This window comes from Curtobacterium sp. PhB170 (assembly GCF_003752345.1).
In the GTDB taxonomy this organism is placed as follows: Bacteria; Actinomycetota; Actinomycetes; order Actinomycetales; family Microbacteriaceae; genus Curtobacterium.
On the sequence record NZ_RJUM01000012.1, the window covers coordinates 1 to 14,594 of the forward strand.

17 protein-coding genes are annotated in these 14,594 nt (G+C 70.5%); 8 read left to right on the forward strand and 9 right to left on the reverse strand.

The window, feature by feature from the left end; translation table 11 throughout:
* Positions 1-296: 296 nt before the first annotated feature.
* Positions 297-527, reverse strand: coding sequence for a hypothetical protein (locus EDF40_RS13405; RefSeq protein WP_123338370.1), 231 nt, complete (start codon positions 525-527; stop codon positions 297-299).
* Between the two features lie 141 nt (positions 528-668).
* Between EDF40_RS13405 and EDF40_RS13410 the strand changes: the two genes are divergently transcribed.
* Genes EDF40_RS13410 through EDF40_RS13420 form a run of 3 tightly spaced genes read left to right on the forward strand, consistent with a single transcriptional unit; the run spans position 669 to position 2,200 of the window.
* Positions 669-1,226 (forward strand): RNA polymerase sigma factor, encoded by a 558-nt coding sequence (locus tag EDF40_RS13410; RefSeq protein ID WP_123338369.1) that lies wholly within the window; start codon positions 669-671, stop codon positions 1,224-1,226.
* The gene (locus EDF40_RS13415; RefSeq protein ID WP_148053756.1) at positions 1,223-1,804 is read left to right on the forward strand and encodes a hypothetical protein; all 582 of its coding nucleotides are present in this window, start codon (positions 1,223-1,225) and stop codon (positions 1,802-1,804) included. The genes EDF40_RS13410 and EDF40_RS13415 overlap by 4 nt, the downstream gene beginning before the upstream one ends.
* Positions 1,805-1,813: 9 nt before the next feature.
* A complete protein-coding gene (locus EDF40_RS13420; RefSeq protein ID WP_123338368.1) occupies positions 1,814-2,200 on the forward strand; it encodes a hypothetical protein in 387 nt (128 codons plus the stop codon).
* Positions 2,201-2,223: 23 nt separating this feature from the next.
* On the opposite strand, the gene EDF40_RS13425 is transcribed toward EDF40_RS13420, so the two are convergent.
* The gene (locus tag EDF40_RS13425; protein ID WP_311316751.1) at positions 2,224-2,883 is read right to left on the reverse strand and encodes a response regulator transcription factor; all 660 of its coding nucleotides are present in this window, start codon (positions 2,881-2,883) and stop codon (positions 2,224-2,226) included.
* Positions 2,884-2,888: 5 nt separating this feature from the next.
* On the reverse strand, positions 2,889-3,989 hold the full coding sequence (locus tag EDF40_RS13430) for a sensor histidine kinase KdpD (protein ID WP_185003066.1): 1,101 nt from the start codon (positions 3,987-3,989) through the stop codon (positions 2,889-2,891).
* Positions 3,990-4,173: 184 nt separating this feature from the next.
* Here EDF40_RS13430 and EDF40_RS13435 point away from each other — a divergent pair, with 184 nt between their 5' ends.
* The 5 genes from EDF40_RS13435 (at position 4,174) to EDF40_RS13455 (ending at position 8,992) form a co-directional block, all read left to right on the forward strand.
* Complete coding sequence (locus EDF40_RS13435) at positions 4,174-4,968, forward strand: hypothetical protein (protein ID WP_123292738.1); 795 nt, start codon at positions 4,174-4,176, stop codon at positions 4,966-4,968.
* Positions 4,965-5,633, forward strand: coding sequence for a DedA family protein (locus tag EDF40_RS13440; RefSeq protein WP_221180435.1), 669 nt, complete (start codon positions 4,965-4,967; stop codon positions 5,631-5,633). Before EDF40_RS13435 ends, EDF40_RS13440 begins: the two co-directional genes overlap by 4 nt.
* Before the next feature lie 139 nt (positions 5,634-5,772).
* Positions 5,773-6,525, forward strand: coding sequence for an ABC transporter permease (locus EDF40_RS13445; RefSeq protein WP_123292737.1), 753 nt, complete (start codon positions 5,773-5,775; stop codon positions 6,523-6,525).
* A gap of 284 nt (positions 6,526-6,809) precedes the next feature.
* Entirely contained in the window at positions 6,810-7,451 is a 642-nt protein-coding gene (locus EDF40_RS13450) for a phosphatase PAP2 family protein (RefSeq protein WP_185003068.1), read from the forward strand.
* Positions 7,452-7,480: 29 nt separating this feature from the next.
* On the forward strand, positions 7,481-8,992 hold the full coding sequence (locus tag EDF40_RS13455) for a hypothetical protein (RefSeq protein ID WP_148053755.1): 1,512 nt from the start codon (positions 7,481-7,483) through the stop codon (positions 8,990-8,992).
* Between the two features lie 28 nt (positions 8,993-9,020).
* Here EDF40_RS13455 and EDF40_RS13460 read toward each other — a convergent pair whose 3' ends face one another.
* From EDF40_RS13460 to EDF40_RS13485, 6 genes are all read right to left on the reverse strand, one after another.
* Positions 9,021-9,746, reverse strand: a complete 726-nt coding sequence (locus tag EDF40_RS13460; RefSeq protein ID WP_123292734.1) for an FAD:protein FMN transferase — start codon at positions 9,744-9,746, stop codon at positions 9,021-9,023.
* Positions 9,743-10,234, reverse strand: a complete 492-nt coding sequence (locus tag EDF40_RS13465) for an FMN-binding protein (protein WP_123292733.1) — start codon at positions 10,232-10,234, stop codon at positions 9,743-9,745. The genes EDF40_RS13460 and EDF40_RS13465 overlap by 4 nt, the downstream gene beginning before the upstream one ends.
* A complete protein-coding gene (locus EDF40_RS13470) occupies positions 10,231-11,697 on the reverse strand; it encodes a ferric reductase-like transmembrane domain-containing protein (RefSeq protein WP_123338376.1) in 1,467 nt (488 codons plus the stop codon). The genes EDF40_RS13465 and EDF40_RS13470 overlap by 4 nt, the downstream gene beginning before the upstream one ends.
* A gap of 127 nt (positions 11,698-11,824) precedes the next feature.
* Complete coding sequence (locus EDF40_RS13475) at positions 11,825-13,189, reverse strand: HAMP domain-containing sensor histidine kinase (RefSeq protein ID WP_123338364.1); 1,365 nt, start codon at positions 13,187-13,189, stop codon at positions 11,825-11,827.
* A complete protein-coding gene (locus tag EDF40_RS13480; protein ID WP_123292731.1) occupies positions 13,186-13,869 on the reverse strand; it encodes a response regulator transcription factor in 684 nt (227 codons plus the stop codon). Before EDF40_RS13480 ends, EDF40_RS13475 begins: the two co-directional genes overlap by 4 nt.
* Before the next feature lies 1 nt (position 13,870).
* A complete protein-coding gene (locus tag EDF40_RS13485; protein WP_123292861.1) occupies positions 13,871-14,590 on the reverse strand; it encodes a VIT family protein in 720 nt (239 codons plus the stop codon).
* Positions 14,591-14,594 lie beyond the last annotated feature (4 nt).

A 14,594-nucleotide genomic window follows, 5' to 3' on the forward strand; every position in this document is an offset into this window, starting at 1 on the left:
GGTGGTGGTGATGGAGTCAGCCATGGTTCGTTCCTTCCGAGTGACCCGCCGGGCGTTCCCAGCGGTTGCTGTTCACGGATGAGACGGGCTGCACCGACGGAAGTCACGCGCGTCCGACTCCTTCCAGCGAAGTCCCAGAAACACGACTGGAGGGCCCGGTCCTTGTCCCCCGACGCGCATCGCGACGGCGTCCGGCGCGCAAAGCGGCCGCGGCGGGACGCGTGCTGTCCCCTTCCCGCGCCGAAGCGACTCAGGCCGTGACCACGCGTGCGCGGCGACGGGAGCAGGACGAGTGCCTACAGGTCCTTGAGGCGGCGCCCGGCGAGCCGGTCGCTCCACCGTGCGACCGCACCGGCGACGGATTCGTGGTGTCCCGCGTGCCCCTCGGCGAGACCGCACCGCCAGCGGTCGAAGACGCTGAAGCACAGGTCGCGGGACTGCCGATCGGGCGCGGCGCCGGTCAGCGCTGCGCCTCCGACCGGATCGGTCGCGTCGGACGTGTGGGTGGTGTGGTTGTCGTCGATCATTCCGCGGTGTGGACGACACGACCACCGGATTCGTCACGGATCGGTCGGGCTCCGGTCCGCCCGGGCGTTTCGCGGCCGCCCGGTGCATCGTGGACGCACGACGGTCGGACGGCCGCCCTGGACGACGACCGGAAGGCGGGGATGGACCACGACGATCCCCTCGTGCGCGCGGCGGACGCCACCCTCGTGGTCCGCGCCGCCGACGGTGACGTGCACGCGTTCGAAGTGCTCGCCCGTCGCCACGGTCCGCTGATGCGGGTGTACGCGGAGCAGATGCTCGGCTCCAACGTGGAGTCGGACGACGTGGTGCAGGAATCGTTCCTGACCGGTTGGCGACGACTCTCGGACCTGAACGACCCCGCGCGGTTCCGCCCGTGGGTGATGCAGATCGTCACCCGCAAGGCGCTCGACCGTCTGCGTCGGCGCCGTCACCACGACGACGTCGAGACGGCGCAGCACCGGGCGGACGCCGCCCGGCAGCCGGAGCGTATCGTCGAGACGCGGATGCAGCTCGATGCGATGTGGGCCGCGCTGGACCGGCTCCCCGCAGACCAGCGACGGTGCTGGCTGCTCCGCGAGACCGCCGGCTACAGCTACCAGCAGATCGCCGACGAACTCGAACTACCGGTGTCGACGGTGCGCGGGCTGCTCGCGCGGGCCCGTCGGTTCCTGACCGCGGAGATGGAGGGATGGCGATGAGCGACCTCGACGACGTCCCCGTGCCCGAGGACGACCTCGACGGCCACACGATGGAGGAACTCGCCGAGTACCTCGACCGGGGCCGTTCACCCCGTGACCCGTCCATCGAGCGCTCCGCCTCGTGCCGCCTCGCCTTGTCGAACATGGAGCGCCTGCGCGAGCTGTCGCTCGGCGCCCTGCAACACCGGGCCGACGCCGAGCCGGACCGCGAGACCGACTGGGTCGACCGTCTGCTGGCGACGATCCGCTCCGAGGTCCGACCCGGCCGCGACGTGCCGGTCCCCCATCCCGACCCACGACTGCGCCTCACCATGACCGAGGCCGCCGTCCGGGGATTGGTTCGTCGGACCGGTGACACGATGGGCGGGGTCGTGATGGGGAGTTGCGCTCTCGACGGGGAACTCGGCGACCTCGGAGCCCCGGTCCACGTGCGGGTGACCGCGGGGTTGGTGTACGGGGCACCTGCGGCGGAGACCGCGGACCTCCTGCGGTCGCGGATCGCCGCGGCTCTCGACCGCCACACTGCCCTGACCGTTGCGTCCATCGACGTCGTGTTCGACGACGTCTCCCTGCCCTAGGAGCACGACGTGAGCGACGAAGCCCTGTCCCGAGTCCTCACCGACCGGATCCGCACCGTTCCGGGAGTCACCGGCGTCTACCCGAGGAGACCGATCGTGCACGCCGCCGCCGAGGCCGTCGCGTCGACCCTCTCGCTGCAGGAACCCGACGTCCTCGTGGACGTGCAGCGCGACGGCGCGGCCCTCCGGGTCGGGGCGGGCATCGCCGTCGACGACACCCGGCCGGCGACCGACACGATCCGTGAGGTCGCCGAACGCATCCGCGACCTGGTCGACGAGCGCACGGGCGCACCCGCTGACGTCGTCGAGGTGACGATCCGGCTCGTCGAGGGCATCGGCCTGGCCGCCGACGCGCCCTCCGGCACCGGTGCGGGCGAGCACGCGTCGACCGGCTGACCTCGGGCGCGCTCCGAGCGGGGTCAGGCTGGCGTGCCGAGCTGGTAGCCGGTGCCGCGGATGGTGGTGATGAGGTCGCGGTCGGTCTTCCGCCGGATGTAGTGCACGTACGTGTCGACGGTGTTCTCCTGCTCGCCGTGTTCGAACACCGCGGAGAGCAGGTGTCGCCGCGAGAACGCGCGCGCTGGTTCCGCAGCGAGGACCCGGAGCAGGGAGCTCTCCTTCTCGGTGAGGAGGACCCGACCGGTGTACGGCGAGTGGATGCTGTGGTCATCGGGGTAGAAGGTCCACCCTCCGATCTCCACGCCTGTTCCGGTGCCGGTGTAGTCGCGGGTGAGCGCCCGGAGTCTGGCGGCGAGTTCATCGAACTCGAACGGCTTCACGAGGTAGTCGCTCGCTCCGGCGTCGAGACCGGAGACGCGGTCGCGGAGCTCGCCGAGTGCTGTGAGCATGAGCACCGGGGTGCTGATCCGCTGGCTCCGGATCGCGCTGATGAACTCGGTGCCGTCCATGCCGGGAAGCCGCCGATCGACGACCATGACGTCGAAGTACCGTTCCACTGCCGTGACGAGTGCCTGCTCACCGTCGGACGCGAGGACGACATCCCAGTCCTCGCTGAGCACCTCGGCGACGAGCGGTCCGAGCCTGGGGTCGTCCTCGACGAGGAGCAGGCGTTGTCCCATGGTGTTCATCTTCCCTCGGCGCGACGAGTGATGGTCGGCGCGGACGTCGCCGCGTGCACTGTCGGGATGCGGAGCGCGAAGACGGTGCCGTGATCACCGGTGGACTCGACGGTGACGTCACCGCCGGCGCGGACCACGATCTCACGCACCAGGGCGAGCCCGATGCCGTTCCCCGTGCGGGTTCCGTCCGCGCTGTGGCCGTGGCCGTGACCGTGGCCGCGGCCGGTTCCGTGTGCGAACCGGTCGAACACCCGCGTCGGTTCGATCCCGGAGATGCCGGAGCCGTCGTCCTGCACGCGGACGCATACCCGGTCGTGTTCCGGCGTGGTGGTCACGGTGACGGTGCCGCCCGGTGGGGTGTGGCCGATGGCGTTGTCCGTGAGTGCGACGAGACAGCGGTGCAGCTGTGTCGGCGTCATGCCCACGCTGGCGCTGTGGTCAACCACGTGGAGACGCACGTGCCGATCATCGGCGAGCACGCTCATGTCACGTCGAAGCCTTCCCAGTCCCTCCTGCAGGCCGGCGACACCCGGCTCGGATCGGGTACCTGCAGCAGCTTCGAGGAGGTCGTCGACGATGTCGATGAGGATCCGCGTGTCGCTGGTGAGATCATCGACGATCCGGCGGCGCGGGTCGTCGTCGGGGGTCTGCATGCGGAGCCGCTGGACGCGGGCATGCAGGACGGCGAGCGGTGTGCGGAGTTCATGACTGGCATCCGCGACGAAGGTCCGCTGCACATGCAGCGCCTCCGTCAGCGGCCGGACCGCGCGTCGCGCGATCAACCAGGAGGCGACTCCCGCGAAGAGGATCGCGAGCCCGCCGACCCCGATGATCGCCACCGTCAGGTCGAGCGTGTCCAGGGTGATGTGCACGTCGAAGGGACCGGGCTGCTCCCGCTGCTGGCCTGGGGTGAGCTGCCAAGCGACGTACGCGACGACCAGGGCGATGATCCCGATCACCAACGCCGCAGACACCCCCGCGACGCGGATGGAGATGCCGATGACCGACCGTCGAGAGGCGAGGCGATCCGCATCCCGGTCCGGAGCGCCACGGAGGGACCACCGCGCAGTGGTGTCGACGAGTCGATTCCATGCTGTGTCGATCAATCGGTTCCTCCGCTCCTGACACCGCCGTCCGGGGTGCTCCGAGGCTCCCTCACCCAAGGCAAGGAAACACCAAGGATGCGGTCGAATCCGGACACCCGGGTTTCTTGGTGGAGTCTTGCAGGCACGTTCGTACCGTCGTCGCACCGACCCGGGCACGAGGCCCGGTCACGACGAGGAGCACGCCATGACCCAGCTGACCGCTCGGCCCCGCCCGAAGCGCAACAAGGTGCCAGACCCCACCCCGTCGTTCTGGATCATCAAGGTCCTCGCCACGACCGTCGGTGAGACCGCAGCCGATCTGCTCAGCGACACCCTCGGGTTCGGTCTCCCGCTGACGACGGCCGTGATGGCCGCGGTCCTGGTCGTGTTCCTGGTGTTGCAGTTCCGCACCCGCGCCTACCGGCCGGTCACGTACTGGGTCACCGTCGTGCTGATCAGCATCGTCGGGACCTGCATCACGGACAACCTCACCGACGGGCTCGGCGTCCCGCTGGGGGTGAGCACGACAGTGTTCGCGGTGGCTCTCGCGGTGGTGTTCATCGTCTGGTACCGGAGTGAGCGCACGCTCTCGATCCACGAGATCGACACCACCAGGCGGGAAGCGTTCTACTGGCTGGCGATCCTGTTCACCTTCGCTCTCGGCACCGCAGCCGGTGACCTCATCGCCGAGCAGACCGGCCTCGGCTACCTGCCGTCGCTGCTGCTGTTCGCGGCAGCGATCGTGGCGGTCACTGCCGTCTGGTTCATCGGCCGTCGCGGTGCCGTCACCTGCTTCTGGATCGCGTACATCCTCACCCGCCCGCTCGGTGCGTCGACCGGGGACCTGCTCTCCCAGCCGACACACGACGGCGGACTCGGCATCGGGACCATCACCACCAGCATCGTCTTCCTCGCGGTCATCGCAGCGCTCATCGCATGGGTTTCAATCGGCCGTCGTGATCGCGTCGGGGCCGGCACCCGTGAGCAGCTCTCGTCGTGATCGACCGGTTCCCCTTCGCTGTCCACCTGTTCGACGCCGGATCCGTGCTGCACGCCTTCGGCCCTGCCGTCCTCGCCGGGATCGCGGTCCTGGTCTTCATCGAGTCCGGGGTGCTGTTCCCGTTCCTCCCGGGTGACTCGCTCCTGGTCACTGCCGCGATCACCAGCGCCGCGCTGGGCGTCGCACCATGGCAAGTCGCGGTCGTCGCGTCCTTCGCCGCCGTCGCCGGGGACCAGGTCGGCTACTGGATCGGTCGACGCTTCGGCCGCCGACTCTTTCGTGACGGCGCACGGGTGCTCACGACCGCTCGGCTGGACGAGGCCGAAGTGTTCTTCGCCAGGTGGGGCGGCCTGTCCCTGGTCCTCGGCCGGTTCGTGCCGGTGGTCCGGACCTACGTCCCGCTCGCGGCGGGGACAGCCGACATGCGCTACCGGAGGTTCTTCCTGTGGAACGTCGTCGGTGCGGTGGGCTGGGCGTGCGGACTCACGGCAGTCGGGGTGCTGCTCGGCGGGATCCCGCTCGTCGCGCACAACATCGACGTCCTGATGATCGTCATCGTCATCCTCTCGATCCTGCCGATCCTGATCGGAGTGGTCCGCAAGCGGCTGAGCAGCCGAACGGACCAGGACGACCAGGATGAACAGCCCATCGCGAGCGACCGCTGAGCGCGACCAGCACCCGAACGGTGCCGAACCAGATCACGGATCGGTCCACCGGTGACCGTCAGCGTGGTGGGCGGCGCACGGCCTTCGACGGATGACACCGTGCCGGCCGTACAGGGCACCTGATGACTGAGCAGCAGGCATGACCGCGGACGCCCTGGTGCGCACCCTGCTCGGTGTGCTCGCTCTCGTCGCGGTCGCGACGGTCGTCCTGCTTGCTGCTCGCGCGTCGGCGCCGTGGGCTCCGGCAGTGGCGATCGTCCGCGGCGCCCTGCAGCTCGCCGCCATCAGCCTCGTGCTCACCGGAGTCATCAGATCGCCCCTGCTGATCGGCCTCGCGCTCGGAGTGATGTTCGTCGTCGCGTCCTGCACGTCGGCTCGACGGCTCGGGGACCTCCCGACGATGGTGCTGCCGGTCGCCGGAGCAATGGCGACCGGCATCCTGGTCAGCGCGGTCGTCGTCTTCGGGAGCGGAGCGATCACGCTCTCACCCCGCTACGCCCTCGCGATCGGCGGCATCGTCATCGGGAACGCGATGTCCATCGCGACCATCGCCGGCCGTCGATTCCGCGAGCTCGTCGACGATCGCTGGGACGAGGTCGAGGGGTGGCTCGCGCTCGGAGCGACACCGCGCCGCGCCACCGCGGACCTGGTTCGACGCGCTGTGAGCGCCGCTCTGATACCGACAGTCGACCAGACGAAGACGACCGGACTCGTCACCCTTCCTGGCGCGTTCGTGGGCGCCGTGTTCGGTGGCGTCTCTCCCCTCGAAGCCGGACGATTCCAGATCGTCGTCCTCGCGGCGATCATGGCGACGGGAAGCATCACCGCCGTCCTCGTGACCCGCTGGATCGGCCCGGTGCGGACCCGGCCGCACGTGGTCCCGATCCGCTGACGACTCGTCCCGACGACGATCGTGCCGGACCGTCCGGGGTGCTCGCTCGTCTGGTGCATCTGGGTGGTTCCTTGGAGCGGCGGCGGAAGGGTGCTGTTCGGAGGTCGTGGACATGACTGTTGGAGTGCTCGGAGGTGCCGGCGCTGTCGCTGCGCTGATCGTGGCGACGGCGGCAGCTGCCGCGTTGCTCGCCGTGGCGACCGAGGCGGATCGAGGGCGGTCGTCCGATGCGAGGTGAACGCGCACTGTGGCAACTCGGATCGGCGTTCACAGCAGCGGTGATCGTGGTGCTCATCGGAATCACGTTGACAGCCGTTCCGGGTGTCGGAGCGACCGAGACCGGCTTCGACCAGCTGCTGCATGAACACCTGACGCCGACCGCGCTGCTCATCGCGTCCGGGATCGGCGTGCTCCTCGAGCCCGCCGGCGGTCTTGCGATCCTCGTGGCCATCGGAGCGGTCGTCTGGTGGCGGTCCGATCGGGTCGCCGCGATGCAGTTCGTGGGGATCGCCGGGGTCTCGTGGGTGTCGGTCGAGCCGGTCAAGCTGCTGGTGCACCGGTCACGCCCGGTGCTCTCCGGCGTGCACCACGCGGTGGAGAGCTGGTCGTACCCGTCCGGGCACGTCGCGCTGGTCACTGCCCTGGTGCTCGGACTCGTCGCCGTGACGCACGGCAAGGCTCGAGCGCAGGTCGCCTCTATCGGGACCGTCGTCGTGATCGTGGTCGCGACCTCCCGACTCGCACTCGGCGTGCACTACCCGACGGACGTCCTGGCCGCGATCGTGTGGACGTCCGCAGTCTGGGTCGTCGTGCGTCACATCGCGCTGACCTGGACGAGAGCAAGTCAGACGCCCACTCGTCGCGGCCCAACCGCTGTTGCCGGTCTCCGGCCTCGATCACTCGTGGGGAAGGCGCGAGACCGATGACCGCCGTCGCGTCGCCGAGTGTCGTACCGGTGCGCAGCACACGCGCCCAACCGGTACGGCTGTGGGTGGTCCCCGCACTGGTCGGTGTCGGAACCACGTCCGTGGCGGCGGCGTTCAGCTGGGTGCCGTCCATTTGGTACGACGAGGCCGCGACGGTCGTGTCCGCCACCCGCCCCTGGGCGGCGCTGGCACGCGAGGTGCAACAGGTCGACGTCGTCCACGCGACGTACTACGCCGTGATGCACTGCTGGTTCGCGCTCGTCGGGTACACGCCGTTCACCCTGCGTCTCCCCTCCTCGATCGCGATCGGTGTCGCCGCGGCACTGCTCGTGGTCCTCGGACGCACACTCGCCAGCCCGAGGACCGGTCTCGTCGCCGGGGTCCTCTTCGCGCTCTTCCCACGGGTGACGTGGATGGGGTCGGAAGGGCGGTCGTTCGCCATCGACACCGCCCTCGCAGTCGGGACGACGATCCTCTTCGTCGCCGCCCGTGATCGCACCCGACAGGGAGCCCGGTCGTGGCCGTGGTGGGTGTCGTACGCGGCGATCTCGATCCTCAGCGGCGCGGTGTTCCTCTACTTGGCACTGATGACGGTCGGTCACGGCGTGACCGCGGCGCTGCCGCTGTTGCGGCGTTCTGGCCGTGATCGAGACAGGCGGAAGGTGCTCCTGCGCTGGGGTGCCGCAACTGCCCTGTCGGCGTGTGCGCTGCTGCCGCTCGCCTCGGCATCCGCTGGCCAGGATCGTCAGATCGCCTGGATCGATCCCATCAGTGCGCACACGATCCAAGAGGTGCTGCTGACGCAGTGGTTCACCAAGAACCCGGGCTTCGCGGTCTTCGGGTGCACCCTTGCTGTCGTCGGGGTCGTCCTGATGCACCGGAACGACACTCGCCGGCGGCTCCTCGTGGTGGCGCTGCCGTGGGCGCTCGTTCCCACGATCGGCCTGATCGCCGCGTCGTTGGTGACGAACCCGCTGTACTCCCCGCGGTACGCCGCGTTCACCGCCCCGGCGGTGGCGCTGTGCCTGGGTGCCGCCGTGACCGCCGTACCGACTCGGTGGTCACGACGCGCCGTGGCCACCGTCTTCGTCGTCGCCGCGGCGCTCACCGCACCGACGTGGGCGCAGCAGCGCACGGTCGCAGCGAAGGACGACGCCGCCTGGAACGAGGCAGCCGCCGTCATCGTCGCGCACCGGTCCGAGGAGCCCGTCGGGGAACGCGACGCGGTTGTCTTCGGGCCCCTCGAACGCCATCCCCTCGCCACCTCCAGGACCATCGCGGATACCTATCCAGCGGCGTTCTCCGGACTTCGCGACCCGCTCCTGGTTGCTCCGGCGAGCGAGTCCGCTGGCCTGTGGGGAACGCAACGACCACTGCGGGACATCCGTGAGGAGGTCGGTGCCGCGAAGGTGGTGTGGTTGCTCACCGCGGTCGAGCCCGATGTCCGCACCATCGTGACGCAGGCACTCACCCGCGACGGCTTCCGTCGGAGTCGCACTTGGCAACGCACCCGCACCTGGGTCGTGCAGTACGTGCGATGACACCGACGAAGGGCGTCCACGAGGTCGCTCATGGACACACGACCGCCTCGGCCCCCGGTGTCGCCCACGCGATGCCGTCCGTGTCGAACGCGAGCACGTCGACGCTCCCGTTGCCGGTGAGCCCGCGGAGGTCGTCAGCATCGCCCGCGACGACCGCCGTTGCCAGCACGTCCGCGGTGACGATGTCGTCAGCGATGACGGTCGCCTGCACGAAGGTGGGGGTCGCTCGTCGCCAGATGTGCTCGCCGCGCTCGGCGGTCCCCGAGGTCGCGACGGCGCGGCGCGGCGCATCGAGGTGGACGACGCCGACGACCGTGTCGCGGCGTGCCGGTTCGACCACCCCGACGCTCCACGATTCGTCGTCGCGGTAGTGTCCCCGGACGAGCACGTCCCCTCCGGCGCTGATCATCCAGTCGTCGGCGATGCCGTCGAGGACTGCTCCGGCGTCACGGATCGCCAGGGCCTTCACCACACCGGACAGGTCGACGACGCCGTCCGGGCGGTGCGGCGTGAACGCACCACCGGTCCGTTCCCGCCAGTCGAGCGCGAGCGCGTACACGTCGCGCACCGACGCCGGGGTGTCGGACAGCCGGAGCGATCCGTCGGCGACGCGGCTCAGCACCGACGCCGGGTCGTACAGGCTGTACCGGTGGTCGTAGGAGGCGAAGACGGCGCGCACCTCGGCGGCGGCCTCCGGGGTGGCTCCCCGGAGGCTGACGACGGTACCCATGGTCTCGAGGGTCTGGACGCTCACAGCCCGGCCTTGTCGATCGCGGACTGGAGCGACGTCGTGTAGCCCTGACTCGTGAAGGTCGCACCGCTGACGGACTGGATCTGTGCGGACTGCGCCTGCAGTCCCTCCTGGCGCAGGACCGGTGCCGCCTGCTGACTGATCTGCACCGATCGGCCGTCGCTGTTCGTGAGCTGCAGCGGGGTGACGTCGGTGATCGTCCCGTTCGCGACGGTGATCTGCACCTGCACCGGGCCGTACCGGGTCTGCGTCGTGTCGCCGGCGAAGGTGCCGGAGGCGGACGACCCAGCAGTGGTGCCGGTGCCGCTGCTGCCGCCGTTGGTCCCGCTGCCGGCGCTGTCGCTCGTCGACCCGGTGCCGGTCGTGCCGACACCCGACGTCGTGCCCTGCTGTGCCGGTGCGGTGACCGCGGGCTGGCCGCCGAGCTGCCACCCGATGGCCAGGACCGCGATCGACGAGACGACACCGCCGGCGATGATGCGTGCTCTCATGACTCGAACCGTTCCTGGTGGATCTGGTGTTCCGGCACCCCTGCCGACCGCGCTTCGCGGACCACGAGGTCGGACCACGCCCGCGGCCCGCACACGTACAGGTCCGACTGCAGCAGGTTCGGGAACACGGACCGGAGGGAGACCCCGCGCCGGACGTCCTCCTCGGTCATCCAGCTCTCGCGGGAGCGGGATCGGTGGCCGACCATCGTGTACAGCCGGTTGCCCGTCGCCTCGGCGAGGTCCGCGATCTCGTGCCACAGGTACTGCTGGTCGGCGTCGGTCCCGCGCAGCAGCACGGTGGCCTCGCCCGGACGGAGGTCGGTGTCCTCCAGCAGCGAGCGCACGGGGGTGATCCCGATGCCGGAGGCGACGAGCGCGAGGTACGGGGCCGTCCGGGCCCGGCTGGTGAACAGGCCGTACGGACCCTCGAGGGACACGAACGCCCCAAGCGTGATGCGTCCGAGACGGGCGGAGCCTGCACCGAGGTCGCGGACGGTGATCCGTGCACGACCGCGGGCGGGGACCGCCGAGAACGACACCGGGTTCGCGTGCCACCACGTCTTCGCGGTCCAGAACCGCCAGACCCCGTACTGCCCGCCGCGGGCTCCGAGGCGGTCGAGGTCCCGTCCGGCGAGGTGGATCGACACGACCCCCGGCGCGACGGTCTCGATGCCGGCCACACGGATCCGGTGCCGGAACGTCACCACGATCGGCACCGCGAAGCGGTACAGCGCGATGAGTCCGAGCGCCACGACGTACAGGGCGATCCAGTAGACACGCTGCCAGGTGCCCTGCGCGAGGACGCTGCCGACGCTGAGCATGTGGGGCAACGCGACGAGCACCGCGGCGTAGCTGAGCAGGTGGATGAGGTGCCATGCCTCGTACGGCAGCCGACGGCGCACGGCGACCAAGGACGAGACCACCACGACGAGGAACAGCACGAGGCCGAGGAAGGCGAGTGGCATGTCGGGTGTCGAGAAGAGCGCGATCGTCTCGGCGATCGGACCGGTCCCCGCGGACGCGCCGTAGCCGAGTGTGAGCAACGCACCGTGCGCGAGCAGCAGGTACAGCACCGGCTTGCCGAGCGAACGGTGGACCGCGACGGCGTTGTCGTGGCCGAACGTCCGGTCGATGAGCGGTACCCGGGCGGCGAGCACCAGCATCACGAGGACGAGGTCCGTGGCGACGAGCCCTGCCACGATCCCGGCGTCGGTGAGCCAGCCGCCGATCCCCACGACCCTGTGCGAGCCGGGCGAGGCGAGCCAGAGCGTCACGGCGATCGAGGCGGAGACCCATGCGAGGATCCCGAGCAGATCCGTCATGGCGCTCCGGCGGCGACCGGCTCGACGGCGGCGGCGCGCGGCGATGTCGAGGGACTCCGCCGGGGGTACGGCGTCCCGCAGGCGCGCGCGTTCGGTCGTGCTCGGGGGTGTCCTCGGTGTGGCGCGAGCGGTCTCGATCATCGTCTCGGTCCTCTCCAGCATGCGATCGGGTGACTCACAGCATCAGGAGCGGTCCTGTGGACGGACCCCGAACGGAGCGCCCCGTTCGTTCGAGACCTCGAGTGATCGGCGTGGACCGAGGTCCCGGTCAGCGCGCGGGGACGCTGACCGTCGCGACGGCACCGCCGGACGCCGCGTTGCAGAGGTCCGCCGTCCCGCCTGCGCGTTCGACGGTGCCGCGGACGAGGGCGAGCCCCAGGCCGCTCCCGCCGAGGACGGCACGTCGGGCGCTGTCGGCCCGGGTGAAGCGGTCGAAGGCCTGCGGAAGGAAGTCGTCCGGGACGCCGGGGCCGTCGTCGACGACGCACAGGTCGAGTCGACCGTCGGCGGACTGGTCGAGCGTGACCCGGACCACCCCGCCGTCCTCCCCCGCGGCGATCGCGTTGGCGACGAGGTTGTCGACGACCCGCGCGAACGCCGCGGGCTCGAGTCCGTAGTGCTCGTCCGGCGCCGTCAGTTCGACGGCGAAGTCGATGTCGCGCGCCCCGACGTGTGTCAAGGCGCGGGCGCGGTCGATCGATCCCATGAGTTCCGTGACGAGCGCAGCGGCCGACGTCGACGGAACACCCTCCGCCTCGTCCAGCCTGCTGAGTTCCAGGAGGGCGTTCGCGAGCGCGACCAGCCGTGCCGCATCGCCCTCGGCGGCGCGCAGCTCGCGCTCGAGCGCGACGGCGTCGCCCGACGAGCGGTGTGCCAGTTCGAGTCGGGCGGTGAGGGCAGCGAGCGGCGTGCGGAGCTCGTGGCTGGCGTCGGAGACCATCCGTCGCTCGCGCTCGGTGTTCTCACGCTGGCGGTCGATGAACGTGTTGAGCGTCCGGGCGAGGGCCGCGAGTTCATCGTCGGAGGCGCCGACTGGCAGGTGGCCGCCACCGTTCCCGGCGCTGAGGCGCTCGGCGGTCCGGCGCATCCGCCCCACTGGGCGGAGGGCGATGGTCGACAGCAGCCAGGCCGTCGCCGCGAAGGCGAGCAGTGCCAGGAACGTTCCGACGACCAGGGACCGGTCGACCCGCGCCACCGTCTCCTGCCCGGCCCGGCCGTCGTGCGCGGCCCACACGACGAACGATCCGGCGTCGTTCGTGACCGGGATGCCGACGACGGTCACGACACGGTGGCCGGTGTGCAGTCGCAGCGTGACGTCGTCGTCCGGGACCGGCGAGGGCAGCACGGCGCGGACGTCGCGCGGCAGCGAGTCCACGACCCAGTCTCCGGTCGCTGACCGGATCCCGACGAGGACGTCTTCTGCTGGACGGTCAGGCGGCTCGTCCGGGTTGTGCCGGAGGTCGGACACGAACGGCGCCGCGTCACCGGATGCGAGGGAGCGGTCGGTCGCGAGCGTCGCGCGTTCGATCTGCACGTGCAGCACGAGAGCGACCCCGGAGAGCACGACCGCACCGACGAGCAGGCTCCCGAGGGTGATCCGAGCGCGGATCGACAGGCGACGGAGGAACCTCACGGAGACGGCACGACCTCGAGCGCGTACCCCACACCGCGCACCGTCCGGATCGCGACGTCGGCGCCCGAGGCCTGGAGCTTCTTGCGAACGTAGCTGACGTACTGGTCGACGATGGTCGGGTCGAAGTGCTCGGCGCTCCCCCAGACCTCTTCGAGCACCTCGGTCCTGGTGCGCGGGTCGGGCGCCCCCTGCATGAGGAACCGCAGGAGCGAGAACTCCTTGACGCTCAACGGCATGTCGCGCCCGCGCACCGACGCACGCACGGCCACGGTGTCGAGCCGCACCGCGCCGGCTTCCACGGTGGTCGTGCCACCGGCGGCACGACGTCGCAGGTGCGCCCGGATCCGCGCGTTGAGTTCGGCGATCGCGAACGGCTTGGTCAGGTAGTCGTCGGCCCCGGAGTCGAGCCCGAACACGCGGTCGTCGACGGCGTCGCGTGCGGTGACCAGGATCACCGGGAAGTCCGACCCCATCTCACGGAGTCGTCGACAGACCTCGAAGCCGGTCATCTCGGGCAGCATGACGTCGATCGCTGCGGCGTCGAACGCCTGCGACCGCGCCTGGACGAGTGCGGCGACGCCGTCCGTCACGACAGTGACGGTGTGCCCCTCGCCGGTCAGTCCGCGCTCGACGAGGGCACCCATCTCGGGGTCGTCCTCAACAACCAGGATGTTCGCCATCTCAGACCACCCCGCTCGTCCCGAGCAGGGATCCGATGACGAAGGTCGCCGCCAGGGCGAGGGCTCCGCCGACGACCACGCGTGCGGTCGCCCGCCGCACCGAGCCACCTCCGATCCGGGCGCCCGTGGCCCCGGTCAACGCGAGTGCGACGAGGACGACGACGAACGTCACGGGTACCCGGACGGCCTCGGGCGACAGGAGGATCGCCAGCAGCGGCAGGACGGCACCGATCGAGAACGCGGCCGCCGACGCGAACGCGGCGTGCCACGGGCTGACGACCTCGTCCTCGTCGATCCCGAGTTCGGTGGTCAGGTGCGCGGCGAGGGCGTCCCGCTCGGTCAGTTCGGACGCCACACGTTCGGCCGTGGACCGTCGGAGACCACGGCCCTGCCACAGCTGGGTGAGCTCCTCGAGCTCGGCGACCGGGTCGTCGGCCAGTTCGCGGCGTTCCTTCTCGATGAGGGACTGCTGGCTGTCCTTCTGACTGCTCACCGACACGTACTCGCCCAGCGCCATCGACACGGCACCGCCCACGAGCGCTGCGATCCCCGCGGTCGCGATCGCCGGGACGGACGACGACGCGCCGGCGACGCCCACGACGATCGACGCCGTCGACACGATCCCGTCGTTCGCGCCGAGGACTCCGGCTCGCAGCCAGTTCAGGCGCGCAGCGAGGTCGCCCGTGTGGGCTTCGCCCGCGTGCGGCTCGGAGGTGCTCATGGTC